This window comes from Rhizobium lentis (genome assembly GCF_014200175.1).
Taxonomy (GTDB): domain Bacteria; phylum Pseudomonadota; class Alphaproteobacteria; order Rhizobiales; family Rhizobiaceae; genus Rhizobium; species Rhizobium mulingense.
In genome coordinates this window covers 183,825-199,621 of sequence record NZ_JACHBD010000004.1, presented here as the reverse complement: position 1 = coordinate 199,621, position 15,797 = coordinate 183,825, and the positions used below count along the sequence as shown (strand labels likewise).

At 60.2% G+C, this 15,797-nt stretch carries 17 protein-coding genes; 13 read left to right on the top strand and 4 right to left on the bottom strand.

From position 1 onward, the window contains the following. Nucleotides 1–8 precede the first annotated feature (8 nt). The 4 genes from GGI60_RS11560 to GGI60_RS11545 are packed head-to-tail and all read left to right on the top strand — an operon-like array spanning nt 9 to nt 2,765. On the top strand, nt 9–857 hold the full coding sequence (locus GGI60_RS11560; protein ID WP_183915817.1) for a shikimate dehydrogenase: 849 nt from the start codon (nt 9–11) through the stop codon (nt 855–857). A gap of 15 nt (nt 858–872) precedes the next feature. Then, complete coding sequence (locus GGI60_RS11555; RefSeq protein WP_183915815.1) at nt 873–1,241, top strand: 5-carboxymethyl-2-hydroxymuconate Delta-isomerase; 369 nt, start codon at nt 873–875, stop codon at nt 1,239–1,241. A gap of 31 nt (nt 1,242–1,272) precedes the next feature. After that, nucleotides 1,273–1,749 (top strand): type II 3-dehydroquinate dehydratase, encoded by a 477-nt coding sequence (aroQ, locus tag GGI60_RS11550; RefSeq protein WP_183915813.1) that lies wholly within the window; start codon nt 1,273–1,275, stop codon nt 1,747–1,749. Beyond that, on the top strand, nt 1,728–2,765 hold the full coding sequence (locus GGI60_RS11545; protein ID WP_183915811.1) for a Gfo/Idh/MocA family protein: 1,038 nt from the start codon (nt 1,728–1,730) through the stop codon (nt 2,763–2,765). Before aroQ ends, GGI60_RS11545 begins: the two co-directional genes overlap by 22 nt. 16 nt (nt 2,766–2,781) lie before the next feature. Here the strand turns inward: GGI60_RS11545 and GGI60_RS11540 are convergent, their stop codons facing one another. The 4 genes from GGI60_RS11540 to GGI60_RS11525 all read right to left on the bottom strand — a co-directional run bounded on the left by GGI60_RS11540 (nt 2,782) and on the right by GGI60_RS11525 (nt 5,722). Further along, complete coding sequence (locus tag GGI60_RS11540) at nt 2,782–3,213, bottom strand: HIT family protein (protein WP_183915809.1); 432 nt, start codon at nt 3,211–3,213, stop codon at nt 2,782–2,784. A 54-nt stretch (nt 3,214–3,267) separates the two neighbouring features. Beyond that, nucleotides 3,268–4,458: a GNAT family N-acetyltransferase gene (locus GGI60_RS11535; RefSeq protein WP_183915807.1), complete on the bottom strand. Its 1,191-nt coding sequence runs from the start codon at nt 4,456–4,458 to the stop codon at nt 3,268–3,270. 77 nt (nt 4,459–4,535) lie between these two features. Then, on the bottom strand, nt 4,536–5,255 hold the full coding sequence (locus tag GGI60_RS11530; protein WP_183915805.1) for a glycerophosphodiester phosphodiesterase: 720 nt from the start codon (nt 5,253–5,255) through the stop codon (nt 4,536–4,538). Next, on the bottom strand, nt 5,252–5,722 hold the full coding sequence (locus GGI60_RS11525; RefSeq protein WP_168294793.1) for a RidA family protein: 471 nt from the start codon (nt 5,720–5,722) through the stop codon (nt 5,252–5,254). The genes GGI60_RS11530 and GGI60_RS11525 overlap by 4 nt, the downstream gene beginning before the upstream one ends. Nucleotides 5,723–5,858: 136 nt before the next feature. On the opposite strand from GGI60_RS11525, the gene GGI60_RS11520 reads away from it, so the two are divergent. The 9 genes from GGI60_RS11520 (at nt 5,859) to bamA (ending at nt 15,774) form a co-directional block, all read left to right on the top strand. Then, complete coding sequence (locus GGI60_RS11520; RefSeq protein ID WP_183915804.1) at nt 5,859–6,695, top strand: cell envelope integrity EipB family protein; 837 nt, start codon at nt 5,859–5,861, stop codon at nt 6,693–6,695. 296 nt (nt 6,696–6,991) lie between these two features. Next, nucleotides 6,992–7,759, top strand: a complete 768-nt coding sequence (gene rpsB / locus GGI60_RS11515; RefSeq protein WP_008526906.1) for a 30S ribosomal protein S2 — start codon at nt 6,992–6,994, stop codon at nt 7,757–7,759. A gap of 240 nt (nt 7,760–7,999) precedes the next feature. Next, complete coding sequence (tsf, locus tag GGI60_RS11510; protein ID WP_183915801.1) at nt 8,000–8,926, top strand: translation elongation factor Ts; 927 nt, start codon at nt 8,000–8,002, stop codon at nt 8,924–8,926. A 96-nt stretch (nt 8,927–9,022) separates the two neighbouring features. Beyond that, nucleotides 9,023–9,745 carry a UMP kinase gene (gene pyrH / locus GGI60_RS11505; protein ID WP_183915799.1) on the top strand — a complete coding sequence of 241 codons (723 nt, stop codon included), beginning with the start codon at nt 9,023–9,025 and terminating at the stop codon, nt 9,743–9,745. Nucleotides 9,746–9,904: 159 nt separating this feature from the next. Beyond that, nucleotides 9,905–10,465, top strand: a complete 561-nt coding sequence (frr, locus tag GGI60_RS11500; RefSeq protein ID WP_004678618.1) for a ribosome recycling factor — start codon at nt 9,905–9,907, stop codon at nt 10,463–10,465. 37 nt (nt 10,466–10,502) lie between these two features. After that, nucleotides 10,503–11,246: an isoprenyl transferase gene (locus tag GGI60_RS11495; RefSeq protein ID WP_183915797.1), complete on the top strand. Its 744-nt coding sequence runs from the start codon at nt 10,503–10,505 to the stop codon at nt 11,244–11,246. Further along, nucleotides 11,246–12,076, top strand: a complete 831-nt coding sequence (locus tag GGI60_RS11490; RefSeq protein WP_183915795.1) for a phosphatidate cytidylyltransferase — start codon at nt 11,246–11,248, stop codon at nt 12,074–12,076. The genes GGI60_RS11495 and GGI60_RS11490 overlap by 1 nt, the downstream gene beginning before the upstream one ends. Nucleotides 12,077–12,113: 37 nt before the next feature. Next, nucleotides 12,114–13,238 (top strand): RIP metalloprotease RseP, encoded by a 1,125-nt coding sequence (gene rseP / locus GGI60_RS11485; protein ID WP_183915793.1) that lies wholly within the window; start codon nt 12,114–12,116, stop codon nt 13,236–13,238. 196 nt (nt 13,239–13,434) lie between these two features. Next, the gene (bamA, locus tag GGI60_RS11480; RefSeq protein ID WP_183915791.1) at nt 13,435–15,774 is read left to right on the top strand and encodes an outer membrane protein assembly factor BamA; all 2,340 of its coding nucleotides are present in this window, start codon (nt 13,435–13,437) and stop codon (nt 15,772–15,774) included. The last annotated feature ends 23 nt before the right edge of the window (nt 15,775–15,797 follow it).

Here is a 15,797-nt window from a genome sequence, read left to right as displayed (position 1 = left end):
CTATCAAAATGGACAATAGGAAATTTCATGTCGCGCTGATCGGAGCGGACATTCAGATGTCGAAGTCGCCGGCTCTCCACGAGACCGAAGCATATCATCTTGGACTGGAATATCGGTACGAGCTTCTCGATCTGACCGAGCGTGGTCTGTCTGCATCTGCGCTGCCAGACCTTCTCGACGAGATCGAACGCCGGGGCTTTGCGGGAAGCAACATCACTCACCCCTGCAAGCAAACTGTCATGGCTCACCTTACCGATCTGTCGGAAGATGCCCGGATGCTCGGTGCAGTCAACACGGTCGTGCTTCGCAATGGAAAGCGGATTGGGCACAACACCGATTGGTACGGCTTTTATAAGAACTTCGAGCGCGGATTACCCGATGTTGCCAAGACACATGCGGTACTGCTCGGCGCCGGCGGCGCGGGGGTCGCAGTCGCGCACGCAGCCATCAAGCTCGGAATCGAGGCGCTTTCGATCTTCGACCAGGACGCAAATCGCGCCGCCACGCTTGCCGACCAGCTCAATCAGCGCTTCTCAAAAAGGTGCGCGCAGCCGATCAGGGATGTCAACGCAACGCTCGCTTCGGCCGACGGGCTTATCCACGCCACGCCGACGGGTATGCGAAGTCATCCAGGCATTCCAATCGACCCGGAAGCGCTTCAGTCGCGTCACTGGGTCGCTGATATTGTCTACATGCCCCTCGTGACCGAACTTCTGGCCTTGGCCGAGAAGAAGGGCTGCAGAACGCTGCCCGGTGGTGGAATGACGGTATTCCAGGCCGCCGCGGCGTTCGAATTGTTCACGAGCGTGCAGCCGGACGCGGAACGAATGTCGCATCATTTCGAGCAGTTGTGCTGAGCTGGAGGACATGCGATGCCGCATATCATCATTGACTATAGCCGGGGCGCTGCCGAGCGCGTCGCTATTGACGAGCTGGCCAGGGCTGTGCATCGCCGAGTCCGCGACGGGGGCCTGGTAAAGCCTACTATAGTTCGTACATTCGCCAGAGAAGCGACTTTCTCCTGCGTCGGTGACGAACATGCCGACAATCACTTCATTCAAATAATTGTGCGCGTGGCTCCCGGACGGCCGACGGAGATCAAACGAGAACTGCTGAAAGCGGTTCTCGACGCTGCCCAGAAGGTCGCAGCACACGCACTTCAGGAGGGGCGGCTTGGGATTCGCGCCGATCTCTACGAATCCGACCCGGATTTCGCATTCCAGGAAATAGCACTCGCCTGAACTCGCCGGTGCTTTCACAAGGGTAATTGCAATGAGCCTGATCTATGTTCTTAACGGCCCAAACCTCAACCTACTGGGCAAGCGCCAGCCTCACATCTATGGCCACGAGACGCTGGCCGACGTAGAGGCCTCCTGCCGGACGCTGGCATCGGAACTCGGACACGAGCTCCGCTTCCACCAGAGCAACCGCGAATATGAAATCATCGACTGGATCCACGAAGCGCGTGAGAATGGAGTCGGCATAGTGATCAATCCAGCTGCATTCACGCACACGTCGCTTGCCATCCTCGACGCTCTGAATACGTTCGAAGGTCCCGTCATCGAGATCCATATCTCCAACGTGCATAAACGCGAAAGCTTCCGCCATCACTCCTTTGTCTCCCACCGGGCAGACGGCGTAATCGCCGGCCTCGGAACGGAAGGCTACCAGCTCGGTATCCGCCGCGTCGCGACCATGCTAAAGACCCAGAAAACGACTGACGCAAAATGGTCGACCGGGTCAAACTAGCGGTCCTCGGCGCGGGGCTGATTGGAAAGCGTCATATTCGACATGTCTTGGAAGAACCCGCGGCCGACCTAATCGCCGTAGTGGATCCCACGTCGCTTGGACAGGACATCGCACGCAGCGCGGGCGTCAGATGGTTTCCGAGTTTTGGCGACATGATTACCGCCCAGCGTCCGGACGGCGTCATTATCGCGACTCCTAACCAGATGCATGTCCGGAACGGCATGGAGGCAGTGGAAGCTGGTATCCCGGCTTTGATTGAGAAGCCGATCGTCGATGATGTCGCAGCCGGCGAGAAGCTGATAAAGATGGCCGAAGCCAAGGGTATCCCGCTTCTGACGGGACATCATCGCCGGCACGCCCCAATGATGCAGAAAGCAAAGCAGATCATTGAAAGCGGAAAGCTCGGTCGGATACTGGTCGTCAACGCAATGTTCTGGCTGTTCAAGCCGGATAACTATTTCGACACGCCCTGGCGGCGCGAGCGGGGTGCGGGGCCAGTCTTCCTAAACCTCATCCACGACATCGACAATCTTCGCTACCTGTTGGGGGATATCGGCGCCGTCCAGGCGCGCGAGTCCAACGCAATGCGCGGAAACGCCGTCGAGGAGACAGCCGTGATCCTCATCGAATTCAAGAACGGAATTCTGGGCAGCGCGTCGGTTTCGGATTCTGTTGTGGCGCCATGGAGCTGGGAGATGACGACCGGAGAGAACGCGGCCTATCCGAAGACGGAAGAAGCCTGCTACATGATTGGCGGAACACACGGATCACTCGCCATTCCTTCACTCGACATATGGCGCAACCCGGCGGAGCGGAGCTGGCTGGAGCCCTTCGACCGGAAGCGCATCGACGTCGAGACCCAGGATCCGCTCGTCCTTCAGATACGGCACTTCTGCAAGGTCATAAGAGGTCACGAAGAGCCTCTGGTCAGCGGGCGAGAGGGATGGGAAACCCTGAAGGTAATCGATGCCGTCAAACGGTCCGCAGCCACGCTTCAGCGCGTTGCGCTGCCCTGAAGCACGTCACGTGCTACTATGCCAGAGCTGCCCTGATCTTTTCGGCATTGGCGGCAAGCACCGCGCCGTCCTCCATCTTGCCGGAATGCGGCTTCAGCGCCACGCCTTCATGACGGGGAATGACGTGGAAATGTAGATGGAACACCGTCTGCCCGGCGGCCGGTTCGTTGAATTGGGCGATAAATACACCATCGGCATCAAAGACCTCTTCGAGCGCTTTGGCGACCTTTTGAACGACGGTGATGGCATGGGCGAGGGTAGCGGGATCGGCATCGAGGATATTGCGGGAAGGCGCTTTCGGAACGACGAGCACATGGCCCGGCGCCTGCGGCATCACGTCCATGAAGGCGACCGTATGTTGATCCTCATAGATACGGTGTGAGGGAATTTCGCCGCGCAGGATCTTGGCGAAGATGTTGTTGTCGTCATAGGCGGCCGGATTGGTCATCGCGAAATCTCCTCGTTTCCTCATTGCTCGGGTAGCGCGGCCGGCAGGGCGGCGTCAATCCTCCTGCTGGCGCTCGCCCTTGCGGAAGGGGCTGTGCTCGGCCAGCAGCTCACCCATCTGTTCGACATCGGCGCGCTCGCGGGCGAGATAGTCGCCGATTGCCCGACGAAGCCCGGCATGGGCGACATAATGGGCCGAATGCGTCGTCACCGGCAGGTAGCCGCGAGCGAGCTTGTGTTCGCCCTGGGCGCCGGCCTCGACCCGCTTCAACCCTTTCGAAAGGGCAAAATCGATCGCCTGGTGATAGCAGACCTCGAAATGCAGGAAGGGATGATCCTCGATGCAGCCCCAGTGACGGCCGTAGAGCGTCTCGCCGCCGATGAAGTTGATCGCGCCGGCGACATAGCGTCCGTCGCGCTTGGCCATGACGAGCAGGATGTCGTCGGCCATGCGCTCGCCGATCAGCGAGTAGAATTTGCGGGTGAGGTAGGGCCGGCCCCATTTGCGCCCGCCAGTATCCATATAGAATTTGAAGAACTGGTCCCAGATGCGTTCCGTCAGGTCGCTGCCGGTCAGCCAGTCGATGCTGATGCCGTTTTCGAGTGCGGCCCGGCGCTCCTTGCGCAATGCCTTGCGTTTGCGTGAAGCAAGCGTTTCGAGGAATTCCTCGTGATTGGCATAGCCGTCATTGATGAAATGGAACTGCTGGTCGGTGCGGTGCAGATAGCCGTCCATCTCGAAGACGCCGATCTCTTCATCAGGCACGAAGGTGACATGGGCCGAGGAGATGCCGAGCCGGCGCACGACCTCCTTCAGGCTTTCGGCGATCGCGCTCTGGATCGGCAGCCGCTGCAGCCCCTCGGCGACGAGAAGCCGCGGACCCGTCGCCGGGGTGAACGGAATAGAGCATTGAAGTTTGGGATAATAGCGCCCGCCGGCCCGCTCGAAGGCATCGGCCCAACCATGATCGAAGACATATTCGCCCTGGCTGTGGCTCTTGAGGTAGCCGGGCAGGGCGCCGATCAGGTCGCCGCGATCGGTCGCGAGCAACAGGTGATGGCCGAGCCAGCCGGTCTCGGCGGTGGCCGAACCCGATTCTTCCAGCGACGACAAAAAGGCGTGCGAGACGAAGGGATTGTAAGCGATCGTGGTGCCGCCCTTCGATGCCCCGGAAAGCCTGGACCAGCTCTCCGGGGAAATTGCTGTGAAGGAGCGTTCTACGCGAATGGTGAGGTTATCGGTCATGGGGCAAAATGCGAAGCCTGTGGAGTGCGGTTCGGCTTTCCCTCAATCTGCGCATGATCTTGGCCAAAAAGCGAGCGTCAAACCGCCACACGCGGGTCGAAGCCTTCGAAGGTCATCTGGTCCGCATTGGCGAAGGTCCGCCGCCGCGCCTCTTCGTCGCGCACCGTCCAGGTGATGACGGGAATGCCCTTTTCGCGTTCGCCTGATATGAAGGCATTCGGCAGGTCGTCGTAATAATAGGAGATGAAATCGAGACCGATCTCCATCGCCTGGGCGTGCTCTGCGAACTCCTCGGGCGTGTTGCCGTTGGCGGTCAGCCCGAGCGGGTAGGGGGAGCCAAGCGCCTTCAAATCGCGCAGCAGCCAGTGGTCGAAGCTCATCAGCGCCACCTTGCCTTCATAGCCTTCCAGCACTTCGAGAACAGATTCGGCAAACCCTTCGTCATCAGCCTCGCGGCCCTTCAGCTCCAGTACCAGCGGCACCTTGCCGCGGACGAGATCGAGAAGCTGGCTGAGCGTCGGCACCTTGTCGCTGGTGCCTCCGACAGCGATCAGTCCGAGCTCGCGGGAGGTGCGCTCCCTGATGTCGCCGGTGAGATTGCAAAGGCGCTTCAGGTCCTCGTCGTGAAAGATAATCGGCACGCCGTCGGAGGCGTAATGCAGATCGCATTCGATCGCAAAGCCCGCTTCGACGGCGCGCGAAAAGGCCGAAAGCGTGTTTTCCCAGACGAGCTTATTGAGGTCGTGAAAGCCGCGATGGGCGACCGCCACGTCCTTGATCCAGGCTGCATTCGTCATTCCGCGATTTCCATGATAGCATCGATCTCGACCGCGGCGTTCAGCGGTAGGGCTGCCATGCCGACGGCGGCACGCGCATGTTTGCCGGCCTCGCCGAGCACGCCGGCAATCAGGTTCGACGCGCCGTTGATGACGAGATGCTGCTCGACAAAGTCGGGCGCCGAGGCGACGAAGCCGTTCAGCTTGATGACGCGCCGGATGCGGCCGAGATTGCCGCCAAGTGCGGCCTTCGCCTGGGCGAGGATGTTGATCGCGCAGAGTTCGGCGCCGCGCTGGCCGCTTGCAACGTCGACCGTCTTGCCGAGATGGCCGGCGACGGCGATCTTGCCGCCTTCGAGCGGCAGCTGGCCGGAGATGTAGAGAAGATTGCCGCTGATGACATAGGGAACGTAATTTGCGGCTGGGGCTGCGGCTTCGGGTAGGGTTATCCCCATCTCAGTCAGGCGCGCTGCAATTTCATCGGACATTTTCGTCTCCGCTTTTGTTGTCAATGTTTCAAAAATTATGCATCAAGACTAGAATCTTTATTATGACAGCTTCGAGCCTCGATTTGGCCGAAAGAGTTCATATAACATCGCGGCCGAGTCCAACAGGAGTGAATGAATGTTCCGATCGTCGCTTGCCGCTCTGCTTCTCGCCAGCGTATCCGCCAATGCATGGGCGGGTGCGCCTGCGGCAAGCGCTGCGGCCGCGACCGGCCTCATTGCCCATCGCGCCGTCTACGATCTCGAATTGAAGGATGCTTCGGACCGCTCCGGCATCGCCGGCATGTACGGCCGCATGGTCTATGAGTTCGACGGCAGCTATTGCCAGGGCTTCACCACGAATTTTCGCTTCGTGACGCAGATCAATACCGGTGACAGCGTGCGCGTCAGCGACCAGCAGACGACGACCTTCGAGAACCTGAAGGACGGCAAGTTCACCTTCGACACCAAATCCTTCACCGACGATCAGCTCGACAAGGAAGTCAACGGTGCCGCTCAGGACCAACCCGATGGCGTCAAGGTCGATCTCAAGCAGCCGGCGAACCGCGTGCTGCAGCTGGCCGAAAGCCGCTTTCCCACGGAACACATGCTCGACGTGATCCAGAACGCCAAGGACGGCAAACGCTTCTTCGAGGCGCGCGTTTTCGACGGCTCCGATGACGGCGACAAGGCGCTGGTGACGACGACGATCGTCGGCAAGCAGCAGACGCCGGTTGCCGAAGAGGCCGATGCCGGCAATGCCGGCGCCTTCTCCAAGACCGCGTTCTGGCCGGTGACGATCGCCTATTTCAACGAGAATGCGAAATCGGATGCGCTGCCGGTCTATCGCATGTCCTTCAAGCTCTATGAGAACGGCATCACCCGCGACCTGACGATGGATTACGGCGATTTCGTCCTGACCGGCAAGCTTGCCAAGCTGGAACTGCTTGAGCGCAAGGCCGAGGCTTGTCATTAAGCTGCGGCTTTTCCACCGTCATAAAACGGTGTCGGGCGTCATGCTGTCGACGCTGGCGAGCTGAGCGGCGGCATTGCAGGGCAGGGCAGCCGGGCAGATGTTCGGCCGAATCCGTGTTTTTATGCCGAATGGAATGTTTTCCTTGCTTTTATGCCGAACGGAATGTATGGGCACCGGCATTCCACACGTAAGGCATGGGATCGTCCGGGAGAAATCCGGGCTGTTCCGCCGGTGGCATCCTCGACGAGGGTGCTGTTCGTCTTGCGGAGGTTCAACCGGAAAAGGAGTAACAAGGCATGGCATTGCCTGATTTTTCTATGCGCCAGCTTCTTGAGGCAGGCGTCCACTTCGGCCACCAGACCCATCGCTGGAACCCGAAGATGAAGCCGTATATCTTCGGCGACCGCAACAACATCCACATCATCGATCTGGCCCAGACCGTTCCGATGCTGTCGCGCGCCCTTCAGGTTGTCAGCGACACCGTTGCCCGCGGCGGCCGCGTTCTCTTCGTCGGCACCAAGCGCCAGGCGTCGGAGATCATCGCCGACAGCGCCAAGCGTTCGGCCCAGTACTACGTCAACTCGCGCTGGCTCGGCGGCATGATGACGAACTGGAAGACGATCTCCAACTCGATCCAGCGCCTGCGCAAGCTCGATGAGATCCTCGGCGGCGAAGCCCAGGGCTTCACCAAGAAGGAACGCCTGAACCTGGAGCGCGAGCGTGAAAAGCTCGACAAGGCTCTCGGCGGTATCCGTGATATGGGCGGCACCCCCGACCTGATGTTCATCATCGACACCAACAAGGAAAAGATCGCGATCGACGAAGCCAAGCGCCTCGGCATCCCGGTTGTCGCCATCATCGATTCGAACTGCGATCCCGACCTGATCGACTATCCGATCCCGGGCAACGACGACGCATCGCGCGCGATCGCTCTTTACTGCGAGCTGATCTCCCGCGCTGCCATCGACGGCATCGCTCGCCAGCAGAGCTCTTCCGGCCGCGATCTCGGCGCATCCTCCGAAGTTCCGGTCGAGCCGGCTCTCGAAGAAGCAGCCGAAGGCTGATGAAAGCGGGCGGATCGAAAGTTCCGCCAAAGCTTGCATGGACTGGGGAAGGCCGCTCGCGACTCATCGAAGTTCGGCGGCCTTGCCTGTTTCAGAGCGAAGGCGTCAGATGCCTCGCCAGATAAATTTCGTTATGGCGCGTCTTCATCACGCTGTCATACATACAGGTACATTTCGTGCCTCAATCCGGTGCCGCGCCGCGCTTTGCGGCCCACCGTTTGAACCGATAAGAGGAAGATAATGAGCGAGATTACGGCTGCAATGGTGAAGGAACTGCGCGAAAAGACCGGCGCAGGCATGATGGACTGCAAGAAGGCGCTTGCCGAAACCAATGGCGACATGGAAGCGGCGATCGACTGGCTGCGCGCCAAGGGCATCGCCAAGGCCGACAAGAAGTCCGGCCGTACGGCTGCCGAAGGCCTCATCGGCGTTTCGAGCCAGGGCACCAAGGCCGTCGTCGTCGAAGTCAACTCCGAAACCGATTTCGTCGCCCGTAACGACGCCTTCCAGGATCTCGTCCGCGGCATCGCCAAGGTCGCCGTCTCCACCAACGGCAGCGTCGAGGCCGTTGCGGCCGCCACCTACCCGGCATCCGGCAAGTCGGTTTCCGACACGATCAAGGATGCGATCGCAACGATCGGCGAGAACATGAACCTGCGCCGCTCGGTCGCACTCTCGGTCGAGGACGGCGTCGTCGCAACCTATATCCACAATGCCGTTTCCGACGGTCTCGGAAAGCTCGGCGTTCTCGTCGCGCTGAAGTCGACCGGCGACAAGGAAGCCCTGAACGCAGTCGGCCGCCAGGTCGCCATGCATATTGCCGCGACCGCGCCGCTGGCGATCCGCCCTGAAGAGGTCGATGCCGCCGTCGCTGAGCGCGAGCGCAACGTCTTCATTGAGCAGTCGCGCGCTTCCGGCAAGCCGGACAACATCATTGAGAAGATGGTGGAAGGCCGCATGCGCAAGTTCTTCGAGGAGGTCGCCCTTCTCTCGCAGGCTTTCGTTATCAATCCTGATCTGACCGTCGCAGCCGCCATCAAGGAAGCTGAAAAGGCCGTCGGCGCTCCGATCGAAGTTGCCGGCATGGCCCGTCTTCTGCTCGGCGAAGGCGTCGAGAAGGAAGAAACCGATTTCGCAGCCGAAGTCGCGGCTGCCGTCAAGGGTTGATCTTCCAGCCATAATTCTGAAAACAAGAAGGGCATCGCGTGACAACGCGGTGCCCTTCGTGTATCGGGCATTCACGGCAATTTACGAGGAGCCAAGATGTCTTTAGAGCCTGTCTATAAACGCGTTCTGCTCAAGGCTTCCGGCGAAGCACTCATGGGTGCCCAGGGTTTCGGGATCGATGTTGCGGTGGCGGACCGCATTGCATCCGATATCGCCGAAGCAAGGCATATGGGCGTGGAAGTCGGCGTCGTCGTCGGTGGCGGCAATATATTCCGCGGTGTCGCGGTGGCATCCAAGGGCGGCGACCGGGTGACCGGCGACCATATGGGCATGCTCGGCACCATCATCAACGCGCTGGCGCTGGCGACCTCGCTGCGCAAGCTCAACATCGACACTGTGGTACTTTCGGCCATCTCCATGCCGGAGATCTGCGAGAGCTTTTCGCAGCGTGCGACCCTCTATCATCTGTCGATGGGACGCGTGGTGATCTTTGCCGGCGGCACCGGCAACCCCTTCTTCACCACCGATTCCGCCGCCGCGCTGCGCGCTGCCGAAATGGGTGCGCAGGCGATCTTCAAGGGCACGCAGGTCGACGGCATCTATTCCGCCGATCCGAAGAAATATCCCGATGCAACGCGCTTCGACCGGCTGACGCACCAGGAAGTACTGGACAGGGGGCTTGCGGTGATGGACGTTGCCGCCGTGGCGCTCGCCAGGGAGAATTCCATCCCGATTATCGTCTTCTCGATCCACGAGAAGGGCGGTTTTACCGAAATCTTGGCGGGCGGTGGCCTCAAGACCATCGTCTCCGACAACTGATACACGCTGCGCCTTTTGGGGGTGCAGGTCTCGCTAGAACATGATGATGTCGGGCCCGGTTGGCCTCAGATCTGAATTATGTTCTATATTAGATAGTTAGAGCATGATGTCGTCACCGCTGACACGTTTGGGCATCATGCTTTCGACGGGAGCATCGACATGAGTGAAGGTATCGATATCAAGGAACTGAAGCGCCGCATGGATGGCGCAGTTTCCGCATTCAAGAGCGACATCGCATCGCTGCGCACCGGCCGTGCCTCGGCCAACATCCTCGATCCGGTGACGATCGAGGCCTACGGTTCGCGCGTGCCGCTGAACCAAGTCGCCAACATCACGGTGCCCGAGCCGCGCATGCTGACGGTTTCCGTCTGGGACAAGTCGATGGTCAGCGCCGTCGAGCGCGGCATCCGCGAATCCAACCTCGGCCTCAACCCGATCGTCGATGGCCAGAGCCTGCGCATCCCGCTGCCGGAGTTGAACGAGGAGCGTCGCAAATCGCTCGTCAAGGTGGCTCACGACTATGCCGAAAAGAGCAAGGTCGCGATTCGCCATGTCCGCCGCGACGGCATGGACGGCCTCAAGAAGGCCGAAAAGGATGGCGTAATCGGCCAGGACGAGAGCCGTGCGCAGTCGGAACGTGTACAGAAGATGACGGACGAGACGATTTCCGAAATCGACCGCTTGCTTGGGGAGAAGGAAAAGGAAATCATGCAGGTCTAGTGGATCTGTGCCTTTGCCTGGAAAGACCGGACGGGAAATGTCGGAATCTGTATTTGTGACTGTGCCAGAGCATGTTGCCATCATCATGGATGGCAATGGCCGCTGGGCCAAGCAGCGTGGCCTGCCGCGCACGATGGGCCATCGCAAGGGCGTCGAGGCGGTGCGCGAGACAGTGCGCGCGGCCGGCGCGGCCGGCATAAAATATCTGACCCTCTTTGCCTTCTCCTCGGAGAATTGGCGCCGGCCCGAAGCCGAAGTCTCCGATCTGCTTGGTTTGCTCAAGGCTTTCATCCGCCGTGACCTGGCCGAGCTTCATCGCCAGAATGTGCGCATCAGGGTGATCGGCGATCGCCACAGCCTGCGCAGCGATATCTTCGGCCTGCTGCTCGAGGCGGAGGAGACGACCAAGGACAATACGGCGCTGACGCTGGTCATCGCCTTCAATTACGGCTCGCGCGATGAAATTTCCCGCGCTGTGGTGAGCCTGGCCAATGACGTCGAGGCCGGTCGCCTCAGGGCGCAGGACATCACGCCCGCGCTGATCGACGCCCGTCTCGACACGGCGGGTATCCCCGATCCGGATCTCATCATCCGCACCAGCGGCGAGGAGCGGCTTTCCAATTTCCTGCTGTGGCAGGCCGCTTATTCGGAATTCATCTTCGTTCCGGAATATTGGCCGGATTTCAGCCCCGAAATCTTCCGCTCGGCGCTTGAAAAATTCGCCTCCCGCGACCGGCGCTTCGGCGGCCTGTCGTCGCAGGCTGCTGCGGTTGGCACCTGATGCAGCCGGAACTGAAACTGCGCATCGCTTCAGGGCTGGTTCTCGCAGTCATCGTTCTTGCCGCCACCTGGTATGGCGGCGTTGCCTTTCGCATCCTGGCGGCCGTGATCGGCCTGCTGATCTATTATGAATGGTCAAAAATATCAGGCGTCGCGCGTGACTGGGTTGCCAACGTCGTCGGCTGGATCGGCGAGGCGGCGATCGCTTTCCTGGTGCTTGTCGGCAATTTCGAATTCGCCGGAGGCATGCTGGCCGGCGTCACCGCTGTCGGCATAGCCCTGGTCATCCTGCACGGCACCAGCCGCTGGTTTCCGGCGGGTCTGTTTTACGCCGGCGCCACCGGCGTGGCGCTCGCCGGGATCAGAGGCGACGATCAGCCGGGCCTTTATGCGATGCTCTTCGTCTTTGCCGTCGTCTGGGCCACCGATATCCTCGCCTATTTCGTCGGCAGGGCTCTTCGCGGACCTAAGCTTGCCCCGTCGATCTCGCCCGGAAAGACGTGGTCCGGCGCCATCGGCGGCGCCGTTTCGGCGGTCGGAGCCGGCGTCGTCCTCATGCATTTTCTTCTGCCGGGCGCAGAACTCGCCGCCGCCGTCGTGGCGCTCGTTCTGTCGGTTTGCAGCCAGGCCGGCGATCTGTTCGAATCTTTCATCAAGCGAAAATTCGGGGTCAAGGATTCAAGCCACCTCATTCCAGGTCATGGCGGCGTCATGGATCGTGTCGACGGACTGATTTTCGCCTGTTTTTCGGCGTTATTGCTTGCTGGGCTTTTTTCCCTGATAAAGGGAGGCGAGATGACGTCGATCGGCGCGGCATTGTTCGGCCCCTGATGAAGCGACAGGCTGACGGAAGGAACTCAAGAAAGTGATGAGCGGCCTATATACATTTTTGATGGGGAACGTCGTCACCTTCGTTCTTGTGCTGTCGCTGCTCGTCTTCGTGCATGAGATGGGGCATTATCTCGTCGGGCGCTGGAGCGGCATTCGCATCCTCGCCTTTTCCGTCGGTTTCGGCCCGGAGATATTCGGCTTCACCGACCGCCATGGAACACGCTGGAAGATTTCGGCAATCCCGCTTGGCGGCTACGTCCGCTTCTTCGGCGACGAGGATGCTTCGAGCAAGCCCGACAACGACCAGGTCGCTGCCATGTCCGAGGAGGACAGGGCGCGCTCCTTTGCCGGCGCAAAGCTGTGGAAACGCGCCTCGACCGTCGCCGCCGGCCCGATCGCCAACTTCCTGCTGGCAATCGCCATTTTCGCGGTTCTTTTCTCGGTTTATGGCCGCATGATCGCCGATCCCGTCGTTGCCGAAGTTGCGCCGGACGGAGCGGCTGCTGCCGCCGGCATCCTTCCCGGCGATCTGCTGGTTGCCATCGACGGCAACAAGGTCGAGACCTTCGACGACGTGCGCCGCTATGTCGCCATTCGTCCAAGCCAGAAGATCATCGTGACGGTCGAGCGCGGTGGCCAAAAGCTCGAGGTGCCGATGGTGCCGCAGCGGACCGACCGGACAGACCAGTTCGGCAACAAGATCGAACTCGGCCAGATCGGCATCATCACCAACAAGGAAGCCGGCAATTTCCGCCTGCGAACCTACACCCCGCTTGAGGCGGTGCGGGAAGGGGTGATCGAAAGCGCAGGCATCGTCACCGGCACCTTCAAATATATCGCCAATATCTTCGCCGGATCGATGCGGGCCGATCAATTGGGCGGGCCGATCCGCGTGGCGCAGGCGTCCGGCCAGATGGCAAGCCTTGGTATCGGCGCAGTGCTGCAGCTTGCTGCGACACTTTCAGTTTCGATAGGATTGCTTAACCTGATGCCGGTTCCGGTACTTGATGGCGGCCACCTGATGTTCTATGCGGTGGAGGCGGTGAGGGGCAGGCCCCTGGGCTCCAAGGCTCAGGAAATCGCGTTTCGCATCGGCTTGGCAATGATACTGACATTGATGGTTTTTACGACCTGGAACGACATAAGCGTGAGCTCAGGGTAAACGCGCAAGGTAAGGGAATTACTATTTATTTACGATGTTTCAAGGCTGTAGTGGCGAATGGGTCACGCTTCGAAATGAAGTAAACAGAAATTAACACCCTCCCTTGCTTGTATGTCAAAAGCGGGTAAAACGACACACGTGACCGGAATCGGGTTCTCCCGGGGACGGGGACGAGGGAAAAAAGGTAATAGGTGAAATGAAGGCTGGTTCAAAGTTTTTGAACGCAGTATCGGCGGTTGCGCTGTCTGCTAGTGTTGTTGCTTCGGGCGCAGGCGCTTTGACGTTCGTTTCCGCTACGGCCGCCGAGGCCGCGGTCATCCAGCGCATCGATGTGCGCGGCGCCAGCCGCGTCGGCGCGGAAGCTGTCCGGTCGAACCTGACCATCACGCCCGGCAAGAGTTTTTCGAACACCGACATCGATGACTCGGTCAAGCAACTCTACGGCACCGGTTACTTCTCCGACGTCAAGATTTCGGTCTCCGGCGGCACGCTCGTCGTCAATGTCCAGGAGGCCCAGCTCGTCAATCAGGTCGTCTTCAACGGCAACCGTAAGATCAAGGACGACAAGCTCGCGACGATCGTGCAGACCCACGCTGCCGGTCCCTACAGCGACACGCAGATCCAATCCGACATCCAGGCGATCAAGGATGCCTACGCCGCCACCGGCCGCAGCGAAGTCGAAGTAACGACGCAGGTGGTGCCGCTCGGCGAAGGTCGCGTCAATCTCGCTTTCGTCATCAACGAAGGTGATCGCACCAAGATCGATTCGATCAATTTCGTCGGCAACAATGCCTACAGCGCCGGCCGTCTGGCTGCCGTCATCAATACCAAGCGTTCGAACTTCCTTTCGTTCCTGACCCGCAAGGATGTCTACAACGAAGACAAGCTTCACGCCGACGAAGAAGCGCTACGCCAATTCTATTACAACCGCGGCTATGCCGACATGCGCATCGTCTCTTCCGATGCGAGCTTCGACGAGGCAACCAACAAGTACACGCTCACCTTCAATATCGAGGAAGGTCAGCGTTACGACTTCGGACCGGTGACTGTCCAGTCGACCGTCGAAGGCGTCGGCTCGGATCAGCTGCTGCCGCTGGTGCGCACGAAGGAAGGCCATGTCTACAGCGCCAAGGAGGTGCAGAAGTCGATCGAAGCGATCTCCGATCAGGTGGCCTCTGCCGGTTATCCCTTCGCGCGCGTCACGCCGCGCGGTAACCGCGACCTCAAGAACAACACCATTGGCGTCGAATATCTGGTCGACCAGGGCGAGCGGGCCTATGTCGAGCGCATCGAAATCCGCGGCAACAGCCGTACGCGCGATTACGTCATTCGCCGCGAATTCGACATGAGCGAAGGCGACGCCTTCAACCAGCAGATGATCACCAAGGCCAAGCGCCGCCTCGAAGCGCTCGGCTATTTCTCCTCCGTCAATATCTCCACTCAGCCGGGCAGCTCGCCGGATCGCGTCGTGGTGGTCGTCGACGTGCAGGATCAGTCCACCGGTTCGTTCGGCGTCGGTGCCGGTTATGCCGCCGGCGGCGATGGCCTGCTGCTCGAAGCGTCGATCGAAGAGAAGAACTTCCTCGGCCGCGGCCAGTATATCCGCATCTCGGCCGGCGGTGGCCAGGAAGGTTCGCGCGCCTACGGCGTCAGCTTCACCGAGCCCTATTTCCTTGGCTACCGTCTGGCGGCGGGCTTCGACGTCAATCACAGCGAGACGTCGAGCAACGACAACTACGATTACGAGGAAACCAGCGTCGTCCTGCGCGTCACCGCGCCGATCACCGAAGATCTGGCGACGACCTTCCGTTATAACTACAAGCAGATGAAGTATGACGCTGACAACGGCGATCTTGCCGACCTGTCGGCTCCGTATCAGCACCTCGTCGAAGACAGCCCGTGGACGCGGTCTTCCATCTCGCAGACGCTGACCTACAATACGCTCGACGACACCGTCCTGCCGCGCGAGGGCATCTACGCGACGGCGACGCAGGAAATTGCCGGTCTCGGCGGTGACTCGCAGTTCTACAAGATCTACGGCAAGGCCCGTTACTACCACCTGCTCGCTGACGATGCCGATATCATCGGCTCGGTTTCGGCCTCGGCTGGTTATGTTGTCGGCTTCGGCGAGCACCTGAACGTCTTCGACCAGTTCACGCTGACCAACGGCGACATTCGCGGTTTCGAAAACAAGGGTATCGGCCCGCGTGTTGCCGGCACCAACGACGATCCGCTGGGCGGTACGACGTATTTCACGGCATCGGCCGAAGCGACCTTCCCGATGCCGGGCTTCCCGCGTGACTTCAATCTGCGCGGCGCGGTCTTCGCCGATGCGGGCACGCTGTTCGGCAACGACGTCGACCTCAGGGGTGACGGCATCGAGGGCGAAGACGCCTCGCTGCGCGCTTCCGTCGGCGTCGGCGTCGTCTGGCAGTCTCCGTTCGGTTCATTGCGTCTGGATTATGCAATCCCGGTCCTCAAGGAAGACTTCGACAAGACACAAAACTTCAAGTTTGGCATCAACAACCAATTCTGATATCGGCAGTCCGGAACTGTAAG